This window comes from Kitasatospora sp. NPDC127067 (assembly GCF_042724755.1).
GTDB classification, from domain to species: Bacteria; Actinomycetota; Actinomycetes; order Streptomycetales; family Streptomycetaceae; genus Kitasatospora; species Kitasatospora lactacystinica.
Genome location: NZ_JBHXEM010000008.1, coordinates 1 through 21,390 on the forward strand (window position 1 = coordinate 1; position 21,390 = coordinate 21,390).

General features: G+C 74.1%; 15 protein-coding genes. 4 read left to right on the plus strand and 11 right to left on the minus strand.

The window, feature by feature from the left end:
- Nucleotides 1-103 precede the first annotated feature (103 nt).
- The 4 genes from ACFWJ4_RS05320 to ACFWJ4_RS05335 form a co-directional block, all read right to left on the minus strand.
- A complete protein-coding gene (locus ACFWJ4_RS05320) occupies nt 104-1,474 on the minus strand; it encodes a S8 family serine peptidase (RefSeq protein ID WP_380539419.1) in 1,371 nt (456 codons plus the stop codon).
- 209 nt (nt 1,475-1,683) lie between these two features.
- Nucleotides 1,684-2,442 carry a 3-oxoacyl-ACP reductase FabG gene (gene fabG / locus ACFWJ4_RS05325; protein WP_380539421.1) on the minus strand — a complete coding sequence of 253 codons (759 nt, stop codon included), beginning with the start codon at nt 2,440-2,442 and terminating at the stop codon, nt 1,684-1,686.
- A gap of 69 nt (nt 2,443-2,511) precedes the next feature.
- Nucleotides 2,512-3,711, minus strand: coding sequence for a thiolase family protein (locus ACFWJ4_RS05330; RefSeq protein WP_380539423.1), 1,200 nt, complete (start codon nt 3,709-3,711; stop codon nt 2,512-2,514).
- Nucleotides 3,712-3,760: 49 nt separating this feature from the next.
- Nucleotides 3,761-4,924: an acyl-CoA dehydrogenase family protein gene (locus tag ACFWJ4_RS05335; protein ID WP_380539426.1), complete on the minus strand. Its 1,164-nt coding sequence runs from the start codon at nt 4,922-4,924 to the stop codon at nt 3,761-3,763.
- Between the two features lie 173 nt (nt 4,925-5,097).
- On the opposite strand from ACFWJ4_RS05335, the gene ACFWJ4_RS05340 reads away from it, so the two are divergent.
- Nucleotides 5,098-5,817, plus strand: coding sequence for a TetR/AcrR family transcriptional regulator (locus ACFWJ4_RS05340; RefSeq protein ID WP_380539429.1), 720 nt, complete (start codon nt 5,098-5,100; stop codon nt 5,815-5,817).
- Nucleotides 5,818-6,018: 201 nt separating this feature from the next.
- On the opposite strand, the gene ACFWJ4_RS05345 is transcribed toward ACFWJ4_RS05340, so the two are convergent.
- The 7 genes from ACFWJ4_RS05345 to ACFWJ4_RS05375 all read right to left on the minus strand — a co-directional run bounded on the left by ACFWJ4_RS05345 (nt 6,019) and on the right by ACFWJ4_RS05375 (nt 14,135).
- Nucleotides 6,019-7,443: a sugar porter family MFS transporter gene (locus tag ACFWJ4_RS05345; RefSeq protein ID WP_359901736.1), complete on the minus strand. Its 1,425-nt coding sequence runs from the start codon at nt 7,441-7,443 to the stop codon at nt 6,019-6,021.
- Nucleotides 7,444-7,587: 144 nt separating this feature from the next.
- Nucleotides 7,588-8,559, minus strand: coding sequence for an L-histidine N(alpha)-methyltransferase (gene egtD / locus ACFWJ4_RS05350; RefSeq protein ID WP_380539432.1), 972 nt, complete (start codon nt 8,557-8,559; stop codon nt 7,588-7,590).
- Nucleotides 8,560-8,603: 44 nt separating this feature from the next.
- On the minus strand, nt 8,604-9,353 hold the full coding sequence (gene egtC / locus ACFWJ4_RS05355) for an ergothioneine biosynthesis protein EgtC (RefSeq protein ID WP_359901730.1): 750 nt from the start codon (nt 9,351-9,353) through the stop codon (nt 8,604-8,606).
- Nucleotides 9,353-10,795 carry an ergothioneine biosynthesis protein EgtB gene (gene egtB / locus ACFWJ4_RS05360; protein WP_380539435.1) on the minus strand — a complete coding sequence of 481 codons (1,443 nt, stop codon included), beginning with the start codon at nt 10,793-10,795 and terminating at the stop codon, nt 9,353-9,355. Before egtB ends, egtC begins: the two co-directional genes overlap by 1 nt.
- Nucleotides 10,792-12,174 (minus strand): ergothioneine biosynthesis glutamate--cysteine ligase EgtA, encoded by a 1,383-nt coding sequence (egtA, locus tag ACFWJ4_RS05365; RefSeq protein ID WP_380539438.1) that lies wholly within the window; start codon nt 12,172-12,174, stop codon nt 10,792-10,794. Before egtA ends, egtB begins: the two co-directional genes overlap by 4 nt.
- 189 nt (nt 12,175-12,363) lie before the next feature.
- Nucleotides 12,364-13,404: an aminotransferase class I/II-fold pyridoxal phosphate-dependent enzyme gene (locus ACFWJ4_RS05370; RefSeq protein WP_380539441.1), complete on the minus strand. Its 1,041-nt coding sequence runs from the start codon at nt 13,402-13,404 to the stop codon at nt 12,364-12,366.
- 191 nt (nt 13,405-13,595) lie between these two features.
- Nucleotides 13,596-14,135 (minus strand): SRPBCC family protein, encoded by a 540-nt coding sequence (locus ACFWJ4_RS05375; protein ID WP_380539444.1) that lies wholly within the window; start codon nt 14,133-14,135, stop codon nt 13,596-13,598.
- A 248-nt stretch (nt 14,136-14,383) separates the two neighbouring features.
- Here ACFWJ4_RS05375 and ACFWJ4_RS05380 point away from each other — a divergent pair, with 248 nt between their 5' ends.
- The 3 genes from ACFWJ4_RS05380 to ACFWJ4_RS05390 all read left to right on the plus strand — a co-directional run bounded on the left by ACFWJ4_RS05380 (nt 14,384) and on the right by ACFWJ4_RS05390 (nt 21,298).
- Entirely contained in the window at nt 14,384-15,190 is an 807-nt protein-coding gene (locus tag ACFWJ4_RS05380) for an SAM-dependent methyltransferase (RefSeq protein ID WP_359901715.1), read from the plus strand.
- A 169-nt stretch (nt 15,191-15,359) separates the two neighbouring features.
- Nucleotides 15,360-17,477, plus strand: coding sequence for an EAL domain-containing protein (locus ACFWJ4_RS05385; protein WP_359901712.1), 2,118 nt, complete (start codon nt 15,360-15,362; stop codon nt 17,475-17,477).
- A gap of 458 nt (nt 17,478-17,935) precedes the next feature.
- Complete coding sequence (locus ACFWJ4_RS05390) at nt 17,936-21,298, plus strand: hypothetical protein (RefSeq protein WP_380539447.1); 3,363 nt, start codon at nt 17,936-17,938, stop codon at nt 21,296-21,298.
- The last annotated feature ends 92 nt before the right edge of the window (nt 21,299-21,390 follow it).

Sequence of the window (21,390 nt, forward strand, 5' to 3'; positions counted from 1 at the left end):
CGAACAGCTGACAGATTTCGAAATCTGTCAGCTGTTCGCTGTCATCTGTTATCGGTCACCTGTTACCGGTCACCTGTCACGCGCGACCCGGCGACCGGTCGGCTCACCGACCGGCGATCGCGTGCACGAACTTCGCGCCGTCGATGGTGCCCAGGCCGCTGGCGAGGTCGTAGCCCTCGGCGGCGTTGTAACCGGTGACGCCGTTCCAGCCGTTGTCGCCCTGCTTGACGTCCACGATGCCGCTCCACTTGCTCGGCAGCAGGTTCATGCCGTACAGGCGCCAGTTGAGCTGGCCGAGGCGGTGGCCGGCGAGCTGGTCGGCGAGCGCGACGACGCCCGAGAACAGCGGGGTGGCCTCGCTGGTGCCGCCGGTGAGGTGCCAGCCGACCGAGGTCGGGTCGTAGGACTCGTAGGTCCAGGCGGCGCCGTCCACGGCCGCGCTCATGCTGATGTCCGGGGTGCCGCGGTGGTTGCCGGTGACGTTGGCGACGCCGGCCTGGTACCACGGGCGCTCGAAGATGCCCGAGACGCCACCGCCGCCGGCGCCGGACTTGTCGTGCCACACCTTGTCGGGCGCGGTGCGGTTGCCGGAGTCGTCCAGGGTGAGCTGGGTGCCGCCGATGGAGGTGACCAGCGGGTCCGAGGACGGCCAGGAGTTGACCTTGTACGGGTACAGGTCGCTGCCGTTCTCCTGGGCGTCGGTGGCGCCGTTGTCGCCGGAGGCGGCGAGCACGGTCACGTTGTGGTCGGCGGCGGCCTGGAAGGCGTACCGCAGATCGGTGAGCGACTTGAAGTCGCCCTTGTCGTAGCCCGGGAAGGTGTTCTCGGTGGCGCCGAAGCTCTGCGAGATGACGTCGGCGCGGCCGGCCTTGATGAGGGCCTTCTCGGCGTCCATCATCTCGGGCAGGCCGGTGATGCCCTCGGTCTCGGCGACGCCGGTCTCGACCAGGATGATGTGGGCGTCGGGGGCGATCGCGTGGGCGTACTCGACGTCCAGGGTGGTCTCGCCGGCCCAGCCGGTGTGGTCGGGGTTCTTCGGGTCCCAGGTGGGGACGTTGCCCCACTTGACCACCTCGACGTTGGTGTCCGGGATGCCCCACTGCTTGTCGAAGACCTCCAGGTCGTGCTGGATGGTCGGCGAGCCGAAGGAGTCGACGATGACGATCGTGCGGCCCTTGCCGGTGATGCCCTCCTGGTACAGCGGGTTCAGGTTGTAGGCGGCCCGGTACTGGAGCGGCGAGTAGCAGTGGATGCCGACCTGGCTGACGCACTGGGTGGTGCTCAGCGGGGCGGGGCGGCCCTGGGCGCTGTGCTGCCCGAAGGAGGCGGGGCGGACGTGGACGCCCGTGAGGTCGTGGGCGGGGGAGGCGATCGCGGTACCGGCGGCCGGTACGGCGACGGTGCCGGCCGTGAGGGCGGTGGCCCCCACGGCGAGAAGGGCCAGGGCGCGGCGGAGGGTGGCGGGGCTGCCCATGGGGCTCCTTGGGGCGCAGGGCCTGACCTGGTTCGGTCGGGTCGGTCCGGCCATCCCATCGAGAGCCGCATGATCATGCCATAGTCAATTGGTGGGGTCGTATGATCAAGGGCATGGTCATGCTCGGCCACGCGAAAAGGTAAAGGCCGTCCCAGGGGAAAGTAACTCCCCACCTGGGACGATCTGGTGACGACGCGTCAGGAAGGCGGCTAGCGCGCCCCGCCGTTGACGTACAGCGTCTGCCCGCTGACGTAGGAGGCCTCCTCGCTGGCCAGGAAGGCGACGACCGAGGCGATCTCCTCCGGCTGCCCGACCCGGCGCAGCGGCGTCCGGGCGGCGACCTCGCCCTGGTGGTCCTCGGCGCTGCTGCCGACCCGTTCGGCGGTGGCCGCGGTCATCGCGGTGGCGATGTACCCGGGCGCGACGGCGTTGACGTTGATGTTGAACGGGCCCAGCTCGATCGCCAGGGTCGCGGTGAGGCCCTGGATGCCGGCCTTGGCGGCCGCGTAGTTGGCCTGGCCCCGGTTGCCGAGGGCGGAGCGCGAGCTGAGCGAGACGATCTTCCCGTACTTCTGCGCCACCATGTACTTCTGTGCCACGTGGCTGCAGTTGTACGCGCTGGTCAGGTTGACCGTCAGCACCGCGTCCCAGTCGGTCTTGGGCATCCGGAAGAACAGGTTGTCCCGGGTGATCCCGGCGTTGTTGACCAGGATGTGCAGCCCGCCGAGGTCCGCCGCGACCTGGGCGAACACCGCCTCCACGGCGTCGTAGTCGGCCACGTCGCAGCCGTACGCCCGTGCGGTGCCGCCCTTGGCGGTGATCTCGGCGACCGTCCCGGCCGCCCGCTCGGCGGTGAGGTCGACGACGGCGACCGCCGCGCCCTCCTTCGCCAGCCGGCGGGCGGTGGCCGCCCCGATGCCCTGCGCCGCGCCGGTCACCACGGCGACCTTGTCCGCGAACCGCGTCATGTGAACTCCTCGGTGGTTGGGATCGACAGTCGACAAGTTGACGGTCGACAAGCGGTGGACCACGGATGGTCAGACGTTCTCGACCAGCACGGCCGTTCCCTGCCCCACGCCCACGCACATGGTGGCCAGGCCGCGCCGGGCACCGGTACGGCGCATCCGGTGCAGCAGGGTGGTGAGGATGCGGGCGCCGGAGCCGCCCAGGGGGTGGCCGAGCGCGATCGCTCCGCCGCTGGGGTTGACCACCTCCTCGGCCTGCTCCGGTCCGAAACCGATGCCGTCGGCGGAGGCCAGCGCCTGGGCGGCGAAGGCCTCGTTCAGTTCGGCGGTGTCCAGATCGGCGAGCGACCAGCCGGCCCGCGCGAGCACCTTCGCCGTGGCCGGCACCGGACCGATGCCCATGACGTCCGGGTGCACCCCGGCCGAGGCGCCGGCCACGTACCGGCCGAGCGGCTGGAGCCCGAGGTCGCGCAGCGCCTCCTCGCCGACCAGGACGAGCCCGGCCGCGCCGTCGTTCATCGGCGAGGCGTTCCCGGCGGTGACCGTGCCCCCGGCGCGGAACACCGGCTTGAGGCCGGCGAGCTTCGCCAGGCTGGTGTCCTCGCGGATGCCCTCGTCCCGGCTCACCGTCATCCCGTCCGGCCGCTCGACCGGGACCAGTTCGGCGTCGAAGTGCCCGTCCTTGCGGGCGGCGCCGGCCCGTTGGTGGCTGCGCAGCGCGAAGGCGTCCTGGCGCTCCCGGCCGATGCCGTACCGGGCGGCCACCTCCTCGGCGGTCTCGCCCATGCCGAGCACGCCGTGCAGTTCGGCCATCCGCGGGTTGGTGAGCCGCCAGCCGAGCCGGGTGTCGAAGGTCTCCATCCGGTGCGGCAGCGCCTCGTCCGGGCGGGGCAGGACGAAGGGGGCGCGGGTCATCGACTCGCAGCCGCCGGCCAGCACCACGTCCGCCTCGCCGGAGCCGATGGCCCGGGCGGCGAGGGTGACGGCCTCCAGGCCGGAGGCGCAGAGCCGGTTGACGGTGGCTCCGGGGACGGTCTCCGGCAGGCCGGCCAGCAGGACGGCCATCCGGGCGGCGTTGCGGTTGTCCTCGCCGGCCTGGTTGGCGGCGCCCCAGTAGACGTCGTCGATCCGGGCGGGGTCGAGCGCGGGGACGTCGGCGAGCAGGGCGCGCAGCACGGTGGCCGAGAGGTCGTCCGGGCGGACCGTGGCGAGCGCGCCGCGCAGCCGGCCGATGGGTGTGCGGCGGGCGGCGGCGAAGTAGACGGGACGCACGTCGTCGGGCTCCTTGTCGGGTGGTGGGGCGGGGGTGTCCGTGGCGGGTTCAGAAGGCGTTGACGCCGGTCAGGGCGCGTCCGATGAGCAACTGGTGGATCTGGCTGGTGCCCTCGTAGAGCGTCATCACCCGCGCGTCGCGCAGGTACTTGCCGACCGGGTACTCGTCGATGAAGCCGTAGCCGCCGAAGACCTGGAGCGCGTTGTTGGCGGCCCGCACGGCTGCCTCACTGGCGTACAGCTTGGCGACGGAGGACTCGGTGGCGAACGGCAGGCCGCGCTCGATGTGGTCGGCGACCTTCCAGGTGAGCAGCCGGGCCGCCTCGACGTCGACGGCGATGTCGGCCAGCAGTTCCTGGACGAGTTGGTGCGCGGCGATCGGCTTGCCGAACTGCTCGCGCTCGCCCGCGTAGCGGACGGCGGCCTCCAGGCAGGCCCGGGCGATGCCGACACAGCCGGCCGCCACCGACATCCGGCCCTTGGCCAGCGCGGCCATCGCCACGGTGAAGCCCTTGCCGACCTCGCCGAGCCGGGCGGTGTCCGGCACCCGGACATCCTCGAAGGAGAGCCCGGCGGTGGCCTGGCCGCGCAGGCCGAGCTTGCCGTGGATCTCGGTGCGGGTGAAGCCGGGCAGGTCGGTGGGGACCAGGAAGGCGGTGATGCCCCGGTGGCCGCGCTCCTGCGGTCCGTCGCCGCCGGTGCGGGCGAAGACCAGCGCGACGTCGGCCCAGGTGCCGTTGGTGATGAAGGTCTTGGCTCCGCTGATCAGCCAGTGGTCGCCGTCCCGGACGGCCCGGGTGGTGAGGTTGGCGGCGTCCGATCCGGTGCCCGGCTCGGTGAGCGCGAAGCAGGCGAGGGACTCGCCGGAGGTGAGCCGGGGCAGCCAGTGCCGCTTCTGCTCCTCGGTGCCGAAGGCGTTGACGGACTTGCCGACCAGACCGAGCGAGACCGAGACGATCCCGCGCACGGCCGAGTCGCCGCGCCCGAGCTCCTCCAGCACGAGACAGTACGCGAGGTGGTCGCCGCCGCTGCCGCCGTACTCCTCCGGGACGGTCAGTCCGAGGAAGCCGACCTTCGCCAGCTTGCCGACGATCGCCCGGTCGACGGACTCGGCGCGGTCCCACTCGGCGGCGTACGGGACGATCTCGCGGTCGGTGAAGGAGGCGGCGAGGTCACGGACGGCGCTCTGCTCCTCGGACAGCTCCAGGTTCACGGCGGCTCCCGAATCCGGTGTCCTGGGCCCGGTGCGGGGTCCGGGCCGATTAAACTAGCGCTGCAAGTTTTATGGGAGCGACTGTAGCCCCGCCCGGCCCGCGCTGGGAAGGGGCACCTGCCAGAATCGGTCCCCGACACACCCGACCGGAGGAACCGGAGGAACCCGCCGCGATGGCCCGTCCACGCACCCCGCTGCTCAGCCGCGAGCGCATCGTCGCCGCCGCACTGCGGCTGATCGACGACGAGGGGCTGGACGCCCTCTCCACCCGCCGACTCGCCACCGAGCTGTCCGTCAGCGGGCCCTCGCTCTACAACCACTTCGCCACCAAGGACGACCTGCTGGACGCGGTGGTGGACAGCGTCATCGGCGAGGTCGACCTGTCGATGTTCGGGGCCGCCGCCGAGGCCGCGGGGGACGCCGGGGCCGCGGGGGACGCCGAGGCCGCGGGAGCCGCGGGAGCTGCTGGGAGCACCGGGAGCGCCTGGCCGCAGGCGCTGCGCGACTGGGCGCGCTCCTACCGCGCCGCGCTGGCCGCCCACCCCAACATCGTCCCGGTCCTGGCCCAGGGCCCCGGGCGCCGGCCGAACGCGCTGCGGCTGGCCGACGCGGTCTTCGGCCACCTGGTCGAGTCCGGGTGGCCCCGCGGACAGGCCACCAGGATCGGCGCGCTGATGCGCTACTTCGTCACGGGCTCGGCGCTCGCCTCCTTCGCGGCCGGCTTCCCGGCGGACGCCGAGGTCTACGACGCGGCCGACTACCCGCACCTCGGTGAGGCGCACCGGCTGGCCGGGCACCGGGGGACGGTGGACGAGGGCGCCTTCGAGACCGGGCTGGAGGCGCTGCTCGACGGGCTCGCCCTGCGCTACGCCAGGCTCGCCGAGCGGCCCTGACCCGTCGGGACACCCTCGTCGCGAGACGCCCGCCGCGCGGCGCCTCACCCTTTCGCAGCGCGACGCCTCGCCGGACTTCCCCTTCGCCGTGCGGGCCCGCTTCGCCGTGCGGGCCCGGCCCCGCGGAAACGACGCGGCCCCCGCGCCTCCGCGCCGATCGCGCGCGGGGATGCGGGGGCCGGGAGGCCGAGGGGCGGCGGATCAGCCCATGTCCTCCAGCCGGACACCCTTGGTCTCCTTCATGAACTTCGCCACGAAGAGGACGGACAGCGCCGCGAAGGCGGCGTAGACCAGGTAGGTCGCCGACAGGTTCCAGCGCGACATGGACGGGAATGAGACGGTGATCACCCAGTTCGCGATCCACTGCGCGGAGGCGGCGACGGAGAGGGCGGCGGCGCGGATCCGGTTCGGGAACATCTCGCCGAGCATCACCCAGACGACCACGCCCCAGGACATCGCGAAGAACAGCACGAAGGCGTTGGCGGCGACCAGCGCGACGGTGCCCTGGAGGTCGGGCAGGGTGAGGTTGTCCCCGCTGCCGGTGGCCGAGGAGAAGGCCCAGCCGGCGGTGCCGAGCGCGACCGCCATGCCGACCGAGCCGATCAGGGCGAGCGGCTTGCGGCCGATCCGGTCGACCAGCACGATCGCGATCACGGTGCCGAGGATGTTGATCACCGAGCCGACGAAGCTGATCAGCAGCGAGTTGCTCTGGTCGATGCCGACCGACTGCCAGAGGATCGACGAGTAGTAGAAGATCACGTTGATGCCGACCAGCTGCTGGAAGACCGACAGGCCGATGCCGACCCAGACGACGGGGAGCAGGCCGAACCGGCCGCCGAGCAGGTCGCGGAAGCGCGGGCGGTGGTCGGAGGCGATCAGCGACTGGATCTCGGCGATCCGGGCGTCGGTGTCCGTTCCCTCGCCCTCGACCTCGGCGAGCACCTTGCGGGCGTCGTCCAGGCGCTCGGCCTGGATCAGGTAGCGCGGGGACTCGGGGATGACCGAGGAGAGCACGAAGTAGACCGCGGCCGGGACGACGCAGATGCCGAGCATCCACTGCCAGGCCTCCAGCCCGAGCAGCTGGCCGCGGGTGTCGCCGCCGGCCGCCTGCGCCAGCACCCAGTTGACCAGCTGGGATATCGCGATGCCGAGCACGATGGCGGCCTGCTGGAAGGAGGCCAGCCGGCCCCGGTACTTGGTCGGCGCGACCTCGGCGATGTAGGTCGGGGCGATCACCGAGGCGATGCCGATGGCCGCGCCGCCGAGGACGCGCCAGAGGGCGAGGTCCCAGGCGGAGAACGGCAGCATCGAGCCGACCGCGCTGATCGCGAAGAGCAGCGCGCCCGCCTTCATGACCTTGATGCGGCCGTACCGGTCGGCGAACCGTCCGGCGAACGCGGCACCGACCGCCGAGCCCAGCAGTGCGGAGGAGACGATCAGGCCGGTCACGCCGCTGCCGACGCCGAACTTCTCCTGGATCCCGGAGACGGCGCCGTTGATCACGGAGCTGTCGTAGCCGAAGAGGAAGCCGCCGAGGGCCGCTGCCGCGGTGATGAAGACGACGAAGCCGAGGCGGCCGGGCGCGGGGGCCTCGACCGCCCCGGAGGGCTTCTGGGTGACGCTCACGATCTGACTCCTGGTACTCAACGCTGAGCTCGGTAGCCGAGATCGTAACCCCTATTCGTTTAAGTCTTGTACACCTGGACCCTCAAGTTTCGCTCTGAGAATTCGTAAGGTGAACAAGCAAATTGGGCCGCCCGGGTGCGCCGGTCAGGCCGGCGAGGCGAGCGAGAGCCCGAAGCGGTCCCGGGGGTCGGTCCACCAGTGGCTCAGTCCCAGCCCGGCCGCCGACAGCTCCCGGGCCACCCGTTCCCGGCGGAACTTGGCCGAGACCTCGGTGCGCAGCTCCTCGCCCCGGGCGAAGTGCACCGGCAGGTCCAGGGTCGGGATCTTCACGGTCTGCGAGCGCAGCGAGCGCAGCCGCATCTCGATCCACTCCTGCTCGGCGTCCCAGAGCGCGACGTGCTCGAAGGCCTCCGGGTCGAAGTCGGCGCCCAGCTCGCGGTTGAGCACGTTCAGCACGTTCCGGTTGAACTCGGCGGTCACCCCGGCGGCGTCGTCGTAGGCGGCGACCAGCACCGCCGGGTCCTTGACCAGGTCGGTGCCGAGCAGCAGGAAGTCGCCCGGGTCGAGGGCGGTGCGCAGGCCGCGCAGGAAGGCGGCGCGCTCCTGGGGCAGCAGGTTGCCGAGGGTGCCGCCGAGGAAGGCGACCAGGCGCGGGCCGCCCTCCGGGGGCAGCCCGAGCCGGGTGGTGAAGTCGGCGAGCACGCCGTGCACCGCGAGCCCGGGGTACTCGGCGGCGAGCGCGGCGCCGGCCGCGGTCAGGGCGCTCTCGCTGACGTCCACCGGGACGTACGTCTCCAGGGTGCCGAGCGCGCGCAGGGCGTCCAGCAGCAGCCGGGTCTTCTCGGAGGAGCCGGAGCCCAGTTCGACCAGGGTGCGGGCCCCGGTGGCGGCCGCGATCTCGCCGGCCCGGGCGGTCAGGATGGCCCGCTCCGCGCGGGTCGGGTAGTACTCGGGCAGTCGGGTGATCTCCTCGAACAGCTCGCTGCCCCGCGCGTCGTAGAACCACTTCGGCGGCAGCCACTTGGGCTGCGAGGTCAGTCCGTGCCGCACGTCATGGCGCAGCGCGGTGCTGAAGTGGTCGGAGGGCAGCAGTCGGACGAGATCGAATGTGTCCATGACAGGGTGGTTCCTCTGTTCAGAAGATGAAGGGAGAGTGGGGGTCAGTCGCGGCCGGGGAGGCGGTTCACGGCGATGCCGCGCGCGTCCACCAGCAGTAGCGAACCGTCCGGGACGGGCGTCCAGCCGGGCGCGTCGTCGTACGGCTCGGAGGCCACCACCGTGCCGAGGCCCGGCAGCGTGCGGTGGTACAGGGTGTCGCCCCAGGTGGTCGCGGCGATCGCGGTGCCGTCGGTGAGCAGCAGGTTGAGCCGGCCGGTGGTGTGCGCGGCGACGTCCGCCACGGTGCCCGCCAGCGCCTCACCGAGCCCCGCGCCGGCCCGCAGCCGGTGCAGGGCGAGCGCCCACAACAGCGCCGAGTCGGTGCGCGCCTGCAGGTCCAGCAGCTCGGCCGGGGGCAGCAGGGCGGCCAGGGCGTCCAGCTTGCCGGGCCAGCCGGCCACCGCGCCGTTGTGGCTGAACAGCCAGCGCTCGGCGGCGAACGGCGCGGCCGCGCCCTCGCCCGGCGCGCAGCCCTCGGTGGCGGAGCGGACGGCGGCCAGCAGCGCCCGGGTGCGGACCACCCGGGCGAGGTCGGCGAAGGTCTCGTCCGCCCAGATCGGACCGGTCCGGCGGTAGCGGGCGGGTACTTCGTCGCCGTCCGCGTACCAGCCGAGGCCGAAGCCGTCCGCGTTGACCGTGCCGTACTGCTGGACCCGGGGGGCCCAGGACTGCCGGTACAGGCCGTACGGCGGGTGCACCAGAAGTTCCCGGGGGGTCAGCGGCTCGCCCAGATAGGCGATGTGGCGGCACATCAGGCCGACTCCAGGTCGCGCGCGGTGCGGAACCCGGCGAAGATCTGCCGCCGGATCGGGTAGTCCCAGTTGCGGAAGGTGCCCCGGCAGGCCACCGGCGCCACCGCGAAGCAGCCGCCGCGCAGCACCTTGTACTCGGGGCCGAAGAACACCTCCGAGTACTCCTGGTACGGCCAGGCCCGGAACCCCGGGTAGGAGCGGAAGTCGCTGGCCGTCCACTCCCACACGTCGCCGATCAACTGGCGTACCCCGTACGGGGACTGCCCCTTCGGGTAGCTGCCCGCACCGGCCGGGCGCAGATGGCGCTGGCCGAGGTTGGCGTGCTCGGGGCCGGGCGGCCCGTCGCCCCAGGGGTAGCGGCGGGAGCGGCCGGTGGCCGGATCGTTCCGGGCTGCCTTCTCCCACTCGGCCTCGGTCGGAAGCCGTCGTCCGGCCCACCGGGCGTACGCGTCCGCCTCGTACCAACTGACGTGCAGGACCGGCTCGTCCGGCTCGACCGGTGCGACCGTGCCGAAGCGCCGGCGCAGCCACTGGCCGTCCAGGTGGCGCCAGAAGAGCGGGGCGGTCAGGTCGGCGCGCCGGCGGTGCTCCCAGCCCTCCGGCGTCCACCAGCGCGGGTCGTCGTAGCCGCCGTCCGCGATGAACCGCTGGTAGGCCGCGTTGGTGACCGGGGTGGTGTCCAGCAGGAAGGCCGGCAGGTCGACGGTGTGCGCCGGGCGCTCGTTGTCCAGCGCCCACGGCTCGGTGTCCGTTCCCATGGTGAACGGCCCTGCGGGGATGAGGACTTCGGCGGGCAGAGTGGCCGCGTCGGCGGGCGCGGGCGGCGGTGGAGGAGCGGCCAGGGCCGGCTCGCCGGTGCGCAGCTGGTGGGTGATCAGCATGGTCTCGTCGTGCTGCTGCTCGTGCTGGGCGATCATCCCGAACGCGAACCCGGCCTCCAGCAGCGGCGCGCCCTCCAGCGGGCTGGCGGCCAGCAGGTCCAGCACCCGGCCGCGTACCTCGTGGGCGTAGGCGCGGGCCTCGGCCGGCGGCAGCAGCGGCAGGGCGGGGCGCTCGGCGCGGGGGTGCTGGAAGGCGTCGTAGAGCGGATCGATCTCCGGGTGCATCGGGTCGCGGCCGCCGACGTTGCGCAGCAGCCAGAGCTCCTCCTGGTTGCCGATGTGCGCGAGGTCCCAGACCAGCGGGGACATCAGCGGGGAGTGCTGGGCGGTGAGATCGCCGTCCTCGACGCAGTCGGTCAGGGCGGCGGTGCGGGCGCGGGCGGCCAGCAGCTCGGTGGCGATGCTCTCGCGCAGTGCCTCGGTGCCGGCGGTGCCGAGGTCGTCGAGGCCGTCGAGGCCGTCGGTGGTGCCGGTGGTGCCGGTGGGGCCGGTTCCACCCGTGGCGTCGGTGCGGTCCGTGCTGCCTGCCCCGGCATCCCCGTGGGGTCGGACGTCGGTCATGATGCGGCCTCCTCCGGGGGAGTGCGTCGGGTGCCGGAGCGCAGGGCGTCCAGCTGGTCGTCGGCCGGGCAGCGGCCGCGCGCGGGATAGCGCTCGGCGAACTCGGCGACGGTGGTGCGCAGCCGCCCGGCACCGGGCAGGCGGCCCAGTGCGGCGTCGGCGGCGGCGAAGCAGGCGAGGGCGGCGCGGCGCAGCTCGGGGTCGGCCGTCGCCAGGGTGGCGGCGCGGCGCCAGACCCCGCTGCGCGGCGGTCGCGGACCGTCCGCCCCCTCCCGCCGGTCGATGGCGTCCAGCGGCTCCAGCGCGGCCAGTGCGGCATCGGCGGCCAGCGCGTCCTCCAGCAGTGCGGTCACCAGCGCGGTGACCACCACCCAGCCGTCCCCGGGCTGGGCGTCGATCATCCGCAGCTCCAGGTGGCCGCGCGGGCGCACCGGCGGGAAGAGGGTGGTGCGGTGGTAGTCCAAGTCGTCGAGGGTGGGCGGGCGTTCGCCCGCGCCGCGGATCCAGTCGCGGAACGTCAGACCGGCCGGGGCCGTCCAGGGCAGGCCCTCGGGCCGTCGCACGCACAGCACCCGGGCGTCCAGCACGTACTGCGCCCACGCCTCGCGCGGATCGCCGTGATCCGGCTCGGGGGCCAGCGTGCGGGTCGGGTCCATCCGGGACCAGACGGTCTGCCGGGTGGACCGGTGACCGGTCGGACTTCCGTCCAGGATAGGCGAGTTGGCGAAGGCGGCGACCAGCACCGGGCCCAGCAGATGGGCCAGTCGCCAGCGGCGCTCCACCGCGTGCGGACCGTCCGTGTCGCCGGCGTCCAGGCACACCTGCACCGACGCGGTACCGGTCATCATGATCCGGCCCCAGGGCCCCGCGGAGTCGAAGAAGTGCTCCATCGCGAGGTAGCGGGGGTGGTCCAGCACCATCGGTCGGGGACGGGCCAGCGGGTCCGTTCCGGTGCCGGTGAGTCGAAGGCCCTGCGCCGCGAAGGCGGCCCGCAGGGCGGTCAGATCACGTCGGGTGTCCTCGACGCAGGCCAGGAGGCCGGTGGCGGGCGGGGAGCTGAGCTCGACCTGTCCGCCGGGTTCGAGCGTGAGGCGCGAACCGGAGGGGAGGGAGTCGCCGTCCGGGCCGCCGAGGGGCAGTGAATCCAGTGCGGCGTGGAGCAGTTCCGGCCGTACGGGCCGGGTGGGACATTGATCGTCATGGACGAACCACTCGACCTCCACCCCCACGAGGCGGGGAGGTCCGATCTTGAAGCAGACGCCCGACACGTGGCTGCGCGCCCCCGATTCGGTCAACGGGGTCACCCCCGACGGGGGTAGTGGCGTGCTCTGCCGTTCGGGCGGAGTGGTGCGGGATACCGGTATCACCGGACTCACCATCCTCGGGATCACGATTGCGGCCCGGTCTACCTTGCCCAGTCTGCTACGGAGCATGCGGGGGCGCCCCGCAAAATTCGCGTGAACATTCGTTTTTGCAGGTCAGGGGCGTGGCGAACGGGTGAGGGCGGGATTTTCCGGCCGACCGGCGGGCGGGGCCCGGGCCCGATCCGGCCGGGGCATGTGCCGGGGTCACAGGCGCTCCAGCCGCTCCAGGACGGTCATCAGGACCGGCCCCGGCAGGGCGTAGTTCAGCCGCAGCGAACCCCGGCCGCCGGAGCCGAACTCGGCGCCGTCGGAGGCCTCCAGGCCGCAGCGCTCCAGCAGGGCCCGGCGGGCGTCGGCGGGCGGCAGGCCGAGCGCGGCGGCGTCCAGCCAGAGCAGGTAGGAGGCGTGCGGGGCGGAGCGGACGGCGGGCCCGAGCCGGTCGGTCAGCCGGATGCGGGCGGCGGCCAGGTGGGCGAGCAGGGCGTCCAGCCAGGGGCCGCCCTCGCGCAGTGCCGCCTGCTGCACGGTCTGCTCCAGCAGGCCGCCCTCCCAGAGGCCGTAGCCGGCCAGCGCCTCGGCGAACCGGGCGCGCAGCCCGGCATCGGGGACGAGGGCGAAACCGCTGGGGATGCCGGAGCAGTTGAAGGTCTTGCCGACGGAGTTGAGGGTGACGACGTGGCGCAGGTGCGCCGGGTCGGCGGTGGCGACGGCGACGGGGTGGGTCTGGCCGGGGTGGGTGAGGTCGCCGTGCACCTCGTCCGAGACCAGCAGCGCGCCGCTCTCGGCCGCCCGCGCGGCGAGACCGCGCACCGCGCCGAGGGGCCACACGGTGCCGGAGGGGTTGTGCGGGTTGCTCAGCAGCACGGCGCCGGCGGGGCGGGGGAGCGGGCCGTGCGGGAGCCGGTAGCCGTCCGGGCCCAGGTGCAGCGGCAGCGCGTGGTGGGGGAGGCCGGCCGTGCGGCAGAGCTGGGCGAAACCGCCCCACTCGGGGGTGGGGAAGAGGACGGGGGCCTGCGGCCGTACGGTCTCCAGCAGGATGCGCAGCGCGGTGCGCGGGCCGCAGGGCAGCAGCAGGACCCAGTCCGGGTCCACCGCGGCGCCGTGCCGGGCGCGGTACCAGTCGGCCACCAGGGTGCGGCCGGCCGGGTCGCACACCGTGTAGCCGTACGCGCGGTGGCGGGCGCGCCGTTCCAGCGCCTCGGCGACGGCGGGCGGACCGGGCAGGTCCATGTCGGCGAGGCTCATCGGGATCACCCCGGGGGCGTCCGCGCGGGCCCACTTGCTGCTGCCGGTGCCGGTCCGGTCGAAGGGGGCGTCGAACCCGAAGTCGGGGGTGGGGGCGGAGGCGGAGCCGGAAGCGGGGCCGGAGACGGGGGCGCCGCGAACAGATGACAGATTTCGAAATCTGTCATCTGTTCGCTGAAAGCTGTCGTCCGTCATCTGTTCGCCGTCACCCGCCGCTCGTCGTCCGTCGCTCGTCGTCCGTCGTCCGCCGCCCGCCGCCCGCCGCCCGCCAGATGGGCGGCGAGCCCCCGCCGCCCCCGGCACATCATCACCGCGTGGTTGGCCCGGAACAGCGGGTGCAGCGGCAGGGCGAGCCGGCGCAGCAAGGGCTTGCCGGGCCGGGTGTCCTCCTCGAACAGCACCCGGCTGCCCGCGCTGCCCTGGCTGCCCGCGCCGCCGGCGGAGTCCGGCGTCACCGTGAACCGCGTCCACCCGGTCAGGTCGCCCCGCATGGTCACCTCCAGTACCCCGGCGGCCGGGTCGCGCCGGCTCGCCACCAGGCCGATCACCAGCCGGTACGGCAGCAGTGCGCGCACCACCACGTCCCCGCGGTCCTCGCCGGTCGGCCGGACCTCGCGGATCTCCGGCCACCACAGCGGGTAGCTCCGCACGTCCTCCAGTGCCGCGTACACGGCTGGCGCCGGAGCCGCGAGCCGCCAGATGCCCCGGAATCGGTAGTGGTTGGGGTCCACCACCCCACCCTAGTGCGGCCCGGCCGGCCCGAGGGGCGAACGCCGGTGGACCGTTGTCGAGTTGGTCCCCGGTGCGGACCCGCGCCGGAGAGCGGGCGTTCCGGAGGCGTCCGTCCTTCGGGAAGGGTGCATTCCGCTTGCACCCGTTCGGGGTGCGGGGGAGGATCTTGTGTGCTTGTAGTCTCAACAGTCACAGCAGCATCCCCAGGGTGCTGCCACCCCAGAACCGGAGTGAAGGAGTCACAGGCATGCGGCGACCGAGCTGGGTACCGGAGGGTACGGACCTGGACAAACCGAACGCCGCGCGGGTCTACGACTACTACCTGGGGGGCTCCCACAACTTCGAGGTCGACCGGGAGATGGCCCGCAAGGCGATGGCCCTGTGGCCGGAGCTGCCGCAGATCATGCGCTCCAACCGCGCCTTCCTGCGCCGCGCCGTGACCTTCCTCGCCGAGCAGGGCGTCAGCCGCTTCCTGGACATCGGCTCCGGCATCCCGACCTTCAGCGCGGTGCACGAGATCGCCCGCGAGATCCGCCCCGGGGCGAAGGTCGTCTACGTGGACCGCGACCCGGTCGCCGTCGCGCACAGCCGTCTGCTGCTGGAGGACGACCGGGACAGCGCCGTCGTCCAGGCCGACCTGCGCGACGTGGCCGACCTGCTGGCCCGCCCCGAGGTCGCCGAGCTGCTGGCGGCCGGCGAGCCGGTGGCCGTACTGCTGGTCGCCGTCGCCCACTTCGTCAGCGACGAGGAGGACCCGTGGAAGCTGATCGGCGTGATCCGCGACGCCCTCCCGCCCGGCAGCGCGCTGGTGCTCTCGCACGCCTCCCTGGAGGGCCGCCCGGACCAGGCGGAGGACCACCAGAAGCTGTACCGGATGACGCCGACCCCGCTGACCATGCGCACCCACGAGCAGATCACCGCGATGTTCTCCGGCTTCGAGCTGGTCGAGCCGGGCGTGGTCTACCTGCCGCAGTGGCGCCCGGACCAGCCCGGTACGGTCGGTGAGCACCCCGAGCGGATGACCGGGGTGGCGGGCGTGGGGTTCCGCCCTTGATCGGACGCGACGGACGAGGCACCGACGGCCGTGCGCCCCGCGCGGCGGCCGCCGGAAGCGCGGTGCCGGGCCCGGGCGGCAGCACGACCCGGGGCAACGGGAGCGGCCGAGCGGCCGTCGCCGGGCCCGCCGCAACCGGCGCGCACAGCAGAGGAACCAGGTTCAGCAGATGAGTACCACCCCGGTGCGCGGCAACGCGGAGCGCTTCCACGAGGACTGGGCCCGGCTGCTCTCCGCCGACCACGGCATCGCCGTCCACCCCGGACTGCTCGGCCGGCTGGTCGCGCGCACCGCCGCGCTGCTGCACCGCGCCCAGGAGGACGACCCGTTCGAGCCGCGGCTGGCCGCGCAGGCCGGCGCCGAGCTGGTCGACGCGCACTTCACCGACCCGGTGCTGCTGGCCCGGGCGGTCGAGCTGCTCCAGGCGCAGCCCGTCCACGACGACCGCGGCCCGGCCCTGACCGGCGCCTTCGCGGCCGGCTGGGCGGGCGCCCTGCGCGAGCGCACGCTGATCGAGCAGGAGGCGATCCGCACCGCCGCCGACGCCGCCCGCAAGGAGGCCGAGCGGGCGCTGCGCGCGTCCGAGGCCCGGTTCCGGGCGCTGTTCGAGAGCGCCGCGATCGGCATCGGCATCGGCGACACCGACGGCAACATCATGGCGGTCAACAAGGCCCTCCAGGAGCTGTTCGGCGCGGGCCCGGAGGACATGATCGGGCGCCGGGTCGGCGACCTCGTGCACCCCGAGGACACCCCGGGCGTGTGGGAGGCGTACGAGGAGCTGATCAGCGGCAAGCGGGACTACTTCCAGTTCGACAAGCCGTACTACCGCCAGGACGGCGAGGTGATCTGGACCCACCTGACCGTCTCGCTGATCCGCGACGACGACGGCATCCCGCAGTACCAGGTCGCGATGCTGGAGGACGTCACCGACCGCTACCGGCTCCAGGAGCGGCTGCGCCACCAGGCCACCCACGACCCGCTGACCGGCCTGCCCAACCGCGCGGCCTTCTTCGAGCGGCTGGAGAAGCTGTTCGAGGAGCCCGAGCCGGGTGCCCGCTTCGGCCTCTGCTACGTCGACCTCGACGGCTTCAAGGTGGTCAACGACAGCCTCGGCCACGACATGGGCGACCAGCTGCTGGCCGCCGTCGGCGCCCGGCTGAAGGCCGCCCTCAGCCCGCTGGGCCACCTGGTCGCCCGGCTCGGCGGCGACGAGTTCGTCGTCCTGCTGGAGCGCTGCCGGGGCGAGCAGGAGGCGGTGGCCGCCGCGAAGACCGTGCTCAAGGCGCTCGCCGGGCCGGTGCTGATCGGCGACCACAAGCTCGCCGTCGGTGCCAGCGTCGGCGTGCTGGAGCGGCGGGTGTCCACCACCACCCCGGGCGCGGCCGTCCGCGCCGCCGACCTCACGCTGTACCGCGCCAAGGAGGCCGGCCGCGGCCGCTGGACGCTGTTCGACCCCAAGGAGAACGCCCGCGCGGTCAGCCGCTACGCGGTGTCGGTGCGGATGCCCGCGGCCCTCGACCGCGGCGAGTTCTTCATCGACTACCAGCCGCTCTACCGCCTCGCGGACGGCCGGCTGGCCGCCGTGGAGGCGCTGGTGCGCTGGCGCCACCCGCAGCTCGGCGTGCTCGGCCCGGACGAGTTCGTCACCACCGCCGAGGAGACCGGGCTGATCATGCCGCTCGGCCGCTGGGTGCTGGAGCAGGCCTGCGGCCAGGCCGCCGACTGGATCAAGCGGTACGGCGACGCCGCCCCGCAGCTGAACGTCAACCTGGCGGTCCGGCAGGCCCGCAGCGCCGCCCTGGTCACGGACCTCGGCCGGATCCTCGACGGCACCGGACTGGACCCGGCCCGGCTGCAGCTGGAGATCACCGAGTCGACCGTGGTCGGACCCGAGGACGAGGCGCTGCGCACCCTGCACGGGCTGGTCGACCTCGGGGTGTCGCTGGCCGTGGACGACTTCGGCACCGGCTGGTCCAACCTCGCCTACCTGCGCGACCTGCCGGTCTCCGGGCTGAAGATCGCCGGTTCCTTCGTCGGTGACCTGCACGAACCGGGGAAGGACGAGTCCACCGGGTGGCGGATCGTCAGCGGACTGGTGTCGATGGCGCACGCGCTCGGGCTGAACGTCACCGCCGAGGGCGTGGAGACCCACCGGGACGCGGAGCGGCTGCGGACCATGGGCTGCGACTGGGCGCAGGGGTGGCACTTCGGGCGCCCGGTGCGGCCCGACGAGATCGCCCGGCGGATCGTGGAGGAGCCGGCGGGGCGCCCGGTCGGGGAGCACTGAGGGCCGACGGCGCCCGGTGCCGCGTCGCGGGAGGCGCTTGCGTACCGGTCCTGCGACGGGTCGGTCCTGATCCGGAAAAGCGCCCGACACCCGCGCCCGCCGTGCGGGATGATGACGCGTCACAATCCACCCCGGCACCGGTGCGCCCGCGGTCACGACCCCGCGCCGGTCCGGGCTGCGGGGGAGGGAAACGTCGCATGGGCACGACGGAGGGCGCGGTTCCGGCCGAGGGCGAACGGCGCGGGCCGAGGCCCCGGTCGGCCGCCGGAGCCGAGCCGGGGAATCCGCCGGGGAGCAGGGTGGAGCGGTGGTCGCGGGGGCGTTGGCGCGGCTCCGAAGCCGCCACTGACCGGCCCTCCCGGCTCGGGTCGGTCCCGCCCGGGTCGGTGCCTTCAGGGTCGCTGCCTTCGGGGTCGCTGCCTTCGGGGTCGCTGCCTTCAGGGTCGGTGCCGCCCGGGGTGGATCCGCCGACCCGGGTGGACCCGCGCGCCGCGACCCGTCGGGCGCCCGTCGTCCCGCCGCGGTTCGACCCGGAGGCGGCGACGCGTCGGACGTCCCGCGCCGAGCCGCGGTTCGACCCGGAGGCGGCCACCCGCCGCAGGCCGGATGCCGGGCGGGGGTCCGACCCGGACGCGCTGACGGAGGTCCGGCCGGGGAGGCCGGGGAGTCCGGGCCGGCCGGGGCATCCGACGCACCCGGGACGTTCGGGCGGCGCCGACCCGGAGGCGGTCACCGAGGTCGTCCGGCCCAGGTCCGGGGCGGGAGGCGGAGGCGGCTCGCCCTCCTGGCAGGACGGCATCGGGCCCGGCGGTCCCGCTCCGGCCGGAGGCCCCGGCGAACGCCCGGGCTCCGACGGCCCCTTCGAGGGCGCCTTCCCGGACGCCCTGCGCGGCCGCTTCATCCCGCTGGGCCGGGCCGGGGCCGGTTCCGAGGGCACCGTCTGGTACGTCCGGCGCACCGACGGAGGCGGTGACGCGGCCGTCAAGGTGGCCGTCGCCGGCCACCCGATGGACCACGACCTGCTCGCCCACCTGCGCAACGACGGCTTCCGCCGGCACGTCCCGCACCTGATCGACTTCGGCCGGGTCGGCCACCACGGCGCCCTGGTGGACTGGGTGGCCATGGAGTACCTGCCGATCACCCTCGCCGCGCACGTCGCCGGGCTGTGGCGGGAGGGCGGTCACGGTGACCGGCGGACCACCGAGCAGATCGTCTACGAGCTCGTCGCCCTGCTCGACTTCTGGCAGCAGCGGATCAAGCGCAACCCGCTGGACTTCAAGCCCGCCAACATCCTGGTGCGCCCCGGCAGCGGGTCCGGGGAGTTCGTGATCGCCGACTTCGGCGGCGTCGACCGGCTCACCGACAGCCGCCGGTTCACCTCCGCGATGATGGTCACCGTCGCCTACATGGCCCCCGAGCAGCTGGCCGGCAAGAACCACCAGGCCGGGCCCTGGTGGGGGCTCGGCAACGTGCTGTACGAGCTGTTCGTCGGCCGCCCGCGCTTCATCGGCGCGGACGGCGAGCGCCCGGCCGACCAGGAGCTGGAACTGGAACTGGTCATGGGCGAGGAGGTGGACCTCTCAGCCGTCCGCGACCCGCGCCAACTGCTGCTCCTCCAAGGGCTGTTCACCAAGAAGCCGGAGGACCGCTGGACCGCGCCGCAGGTCCGCGGCTGGCTGGCAGGCGGCACCCCCGAGGTGATCCGCCGCCGACCGCAGGCGCAGGCCCGGGCGCACCGGCCGGTCACCTTCCTCGGCAACCCGTTCACCGACCCGGTCCGGCTCACCGAGGCGCTGCTCAAGAACTCCGGCGCGGCGGCCCGCTGGCTCTCCACCGGGGGAGCGGAACGGGTGCGCGACTGGCTGCGGGACGAGGTCGAGGACACCGTCTTCGACCTGCACTACCTCTCCGACGTGGCCCGGGCGCCCGGCTCCCGGCGCGAGTCCGTGGCGGCGGTCGCGGTGCTCGCCCTGGGCGCCGCCTTCGCCCCGGGCACCGTCCCGCACTACCGCGACCGCCCGATCGACACCACCGGTCTGGAACGCGTCGTCACCGAACCGGACGGCGCCGAGTTCATCGACGAACTGGTCCGGGGCGGGGCGCCGACCGTGGTCGCCCGCTACGACTGCTTCCACCCCGAGTGCGCGGGCGAGCACTGCTCACGGCTGCTCGCGCTGGCCGGACTGCCGGAGGTGCTGGCCGAGGTGGACCGGCTGGCGCGCACCGTCGGCGGCGGCCGGCGCGGCGGCGACGGGCTCAGCCCCGAGGAACGCGAGGAGGCGCACCGGCAGGCGGTCTGGCTGAGCATCCGGCCCGAGGAGCGCGCACGGCTGCTCGGCCGGCTCTCGCCGCTGCCCGCCGCCCTGCACCGGCTGCCGCTGCCCGAGCGGGTGTCCGAGCTCGCGGCCGTGGTGGCCGCCACGGTGGTGGACGGCGCGCTGGCGGTGGACGCGGGCGCCCGCACCGCCGTACGAGCGGCGGCCCGCAGGCCGGCGCCGGACCCGGCGGCGGCCACCGCCCGGGACGTGGTGCGGCGCCGCTGGTCCGCGCTGCGGCGCCGGGCGGTGGGCGCCGACCCGGCGCAGCCGGGCGGGCGGGCGGCCCTGATCGCGGCGGAGGCACTGCGGCGGCGCGGCCGGGGACGGTCCGAGCAGCCCGAGCGGCCCGAGCCGGACGCCGGGGTACGACAGGAAGGGCGGGTGGCCCGGCTGTGGCACAACCGGCGCCGGCGGCCCCCGGTGGACCGGCGGGCCCGACTGGCGGCCTGGTGGCCCTACGCCCGCACCGCGCTGCCGCGCCGCGCCGGGGCGGTCCTGCTGCTGCTCCTCGCCTTCGGACTGCTGCTGTGGGCGGGAGCGGTGCTCCGCTACCCGGTCGAGGCGGGCGACAAGCTCGACCTCTCGCCCGCCGGCGCCTTCGGCGGTCACCTGCGCAACGCCGGCGACCACGCGGCCCGGCAGGTGGTCGGACAGCTCGGTGCGGGGCTCGTGGCGGCCGCCGTGATCGCCTTCTTCCCCGCCCGGGTGGGCATCGGCACGGCACTGCTGACCGGGGCCGGGGCCCTCGCCATCGGCTACCTGCGGCTCGGGCCGCCGATGACCGCGCCGGCGACGCCGCAGTCGGTGGCCGACCGGGTGGTCGTGTTCGAGGGCGGGATGGGGAGCTGGGCCGGCATCGCGGCGGTGGTGGCGATCGTGGTCTCGCTCGTCCTGGTGGAACGGGCCTCCAATCGGCTGCTGAAGCCCGCCCAGGAGGCGCGCACCCAGGTCCGGGCGGCCTGGCGGCGGCTGGACGAGCGGAGCGTGGGGCAATCGCCCGGGGCCGCCGGCGGCGAACGGGTGTGGAGCGCGCCGTCCGGGCGGTGGCGGACGGGCGGCGCGGGGACCCGTGACCGGGTGCGGTTCGCGCTCGGGACGACGGCGGTGCTGGTGCTGCTGCTGTGGACGGCGGTCGAGGTCAGGCTCGCGGCCACCGGGGTGCACCGGACGCCCGGCTCCTGGGGGACGGGACAGAGCGGCGCGGCCTACCAGGCCGGGTTCGTCCTGCTGCTGGCGGTGGTGTCGCTGGTGAGCGCCCTCGGGACTCCGGCCACCGCCCGGGGGCTGTTCGCGCTCTGGGTCCCGGCCACCCTGTTCCTGGGGGCCTGGCCCGGGCCGCTGGGACCGGTCGAGGCACTGCGGATACCGGTCTTCGAGGGGCCGTTCAGATCGATCGCCGGGCTGTGGGGGCACGGGGCCTTCTGGGCCGCCCTGCTGGTGATGCTGCCACTGGCGGCGTACGGGGGGCTGCGGACGGTCCGGGGACGGGCGGGGCGCAGGTGAGGGGCGACGACTGACAGCTGGCAGCGGACAGATGACGACTGACGGATGACAGCTGACAGATTTCGAAATCTGTCAGCTGTCATCCGTCATCT

Excerpts from the sequence above, each read along its gene's own strand:
- egtD (WP_380539432.1), bottom strand. The coding sequence starts at position 8,559 with ATGGACACATTCGATCTCGTCCGACTGCTGCCCTCCGACCACTTCAGC.
- ACFWJ4_RS05380 (WP_359901715.1), top strand. The coding sequence starts at position 14,384 with ATGCGGCGACCGAGCTGGGTACCGGAGGGTACGGACCTGGACAAACCG.
- ACFWJ4_RS05340 (WP_380539429.1), top strand. The coding sequence starts at position 5,098 with ATGGCCCGTCCACGCACCCCGCTGCTCAGCCGCGAGCGCATCGTCGCC.
- egtB (WP_380539435.1), bottom strand. The coding sequence starts at position 10,795 with ATGACCGACGTCCGACCCCACGGGGATGCCGGGGCAGGCAGCACGGAC.
- ACFWJ4_RS05320 (WP_380539419.1), bottom strand. The coding sequence starts at position 1,474 with ATGGGCAGCCCCGCCACCCTCCGCCGCGCCCTGGCCCTTCTCGCCGTG.
- egtC (WP_359901730.1), bottom strand. The coding sequence starts at position 9,353 with ATGTGCCGCCACATCGCCTATCTGGGCGAGCCGCTGACCCCCCGGGAA.
- ACFWJ4_RS05385 (WP_359901712.1), top strand. The coding sequence starts at position 15,360 with ATGAGTACCACCCCGGTGCGCGGCAACGCGGAGCGCTTCCACGAGGAC.
- fabG (WP_380539421.1), bottom strand. The coding sequence starts at position 2,442 with ATGACGCGGTTCGCGGACAAGGTCGCCGTGGTGACCGGCGCGGCGCAG.
- egtA (WP_380539438.1), bottom strand. The coding sequence starts at position 12,174 with ATGGTGAGTCCGGTGATACCGGTATCCCGCACCACTCCGCCCGAACGG.
- ACFWJ4_RS05370 (WP_380539441.1), bottom strand. The coding sequence starts at position 13,404 with ATGAGCCTCGCCGACATGGACCTGCCCGGTCCGCCCGCCGTCGCCGAG.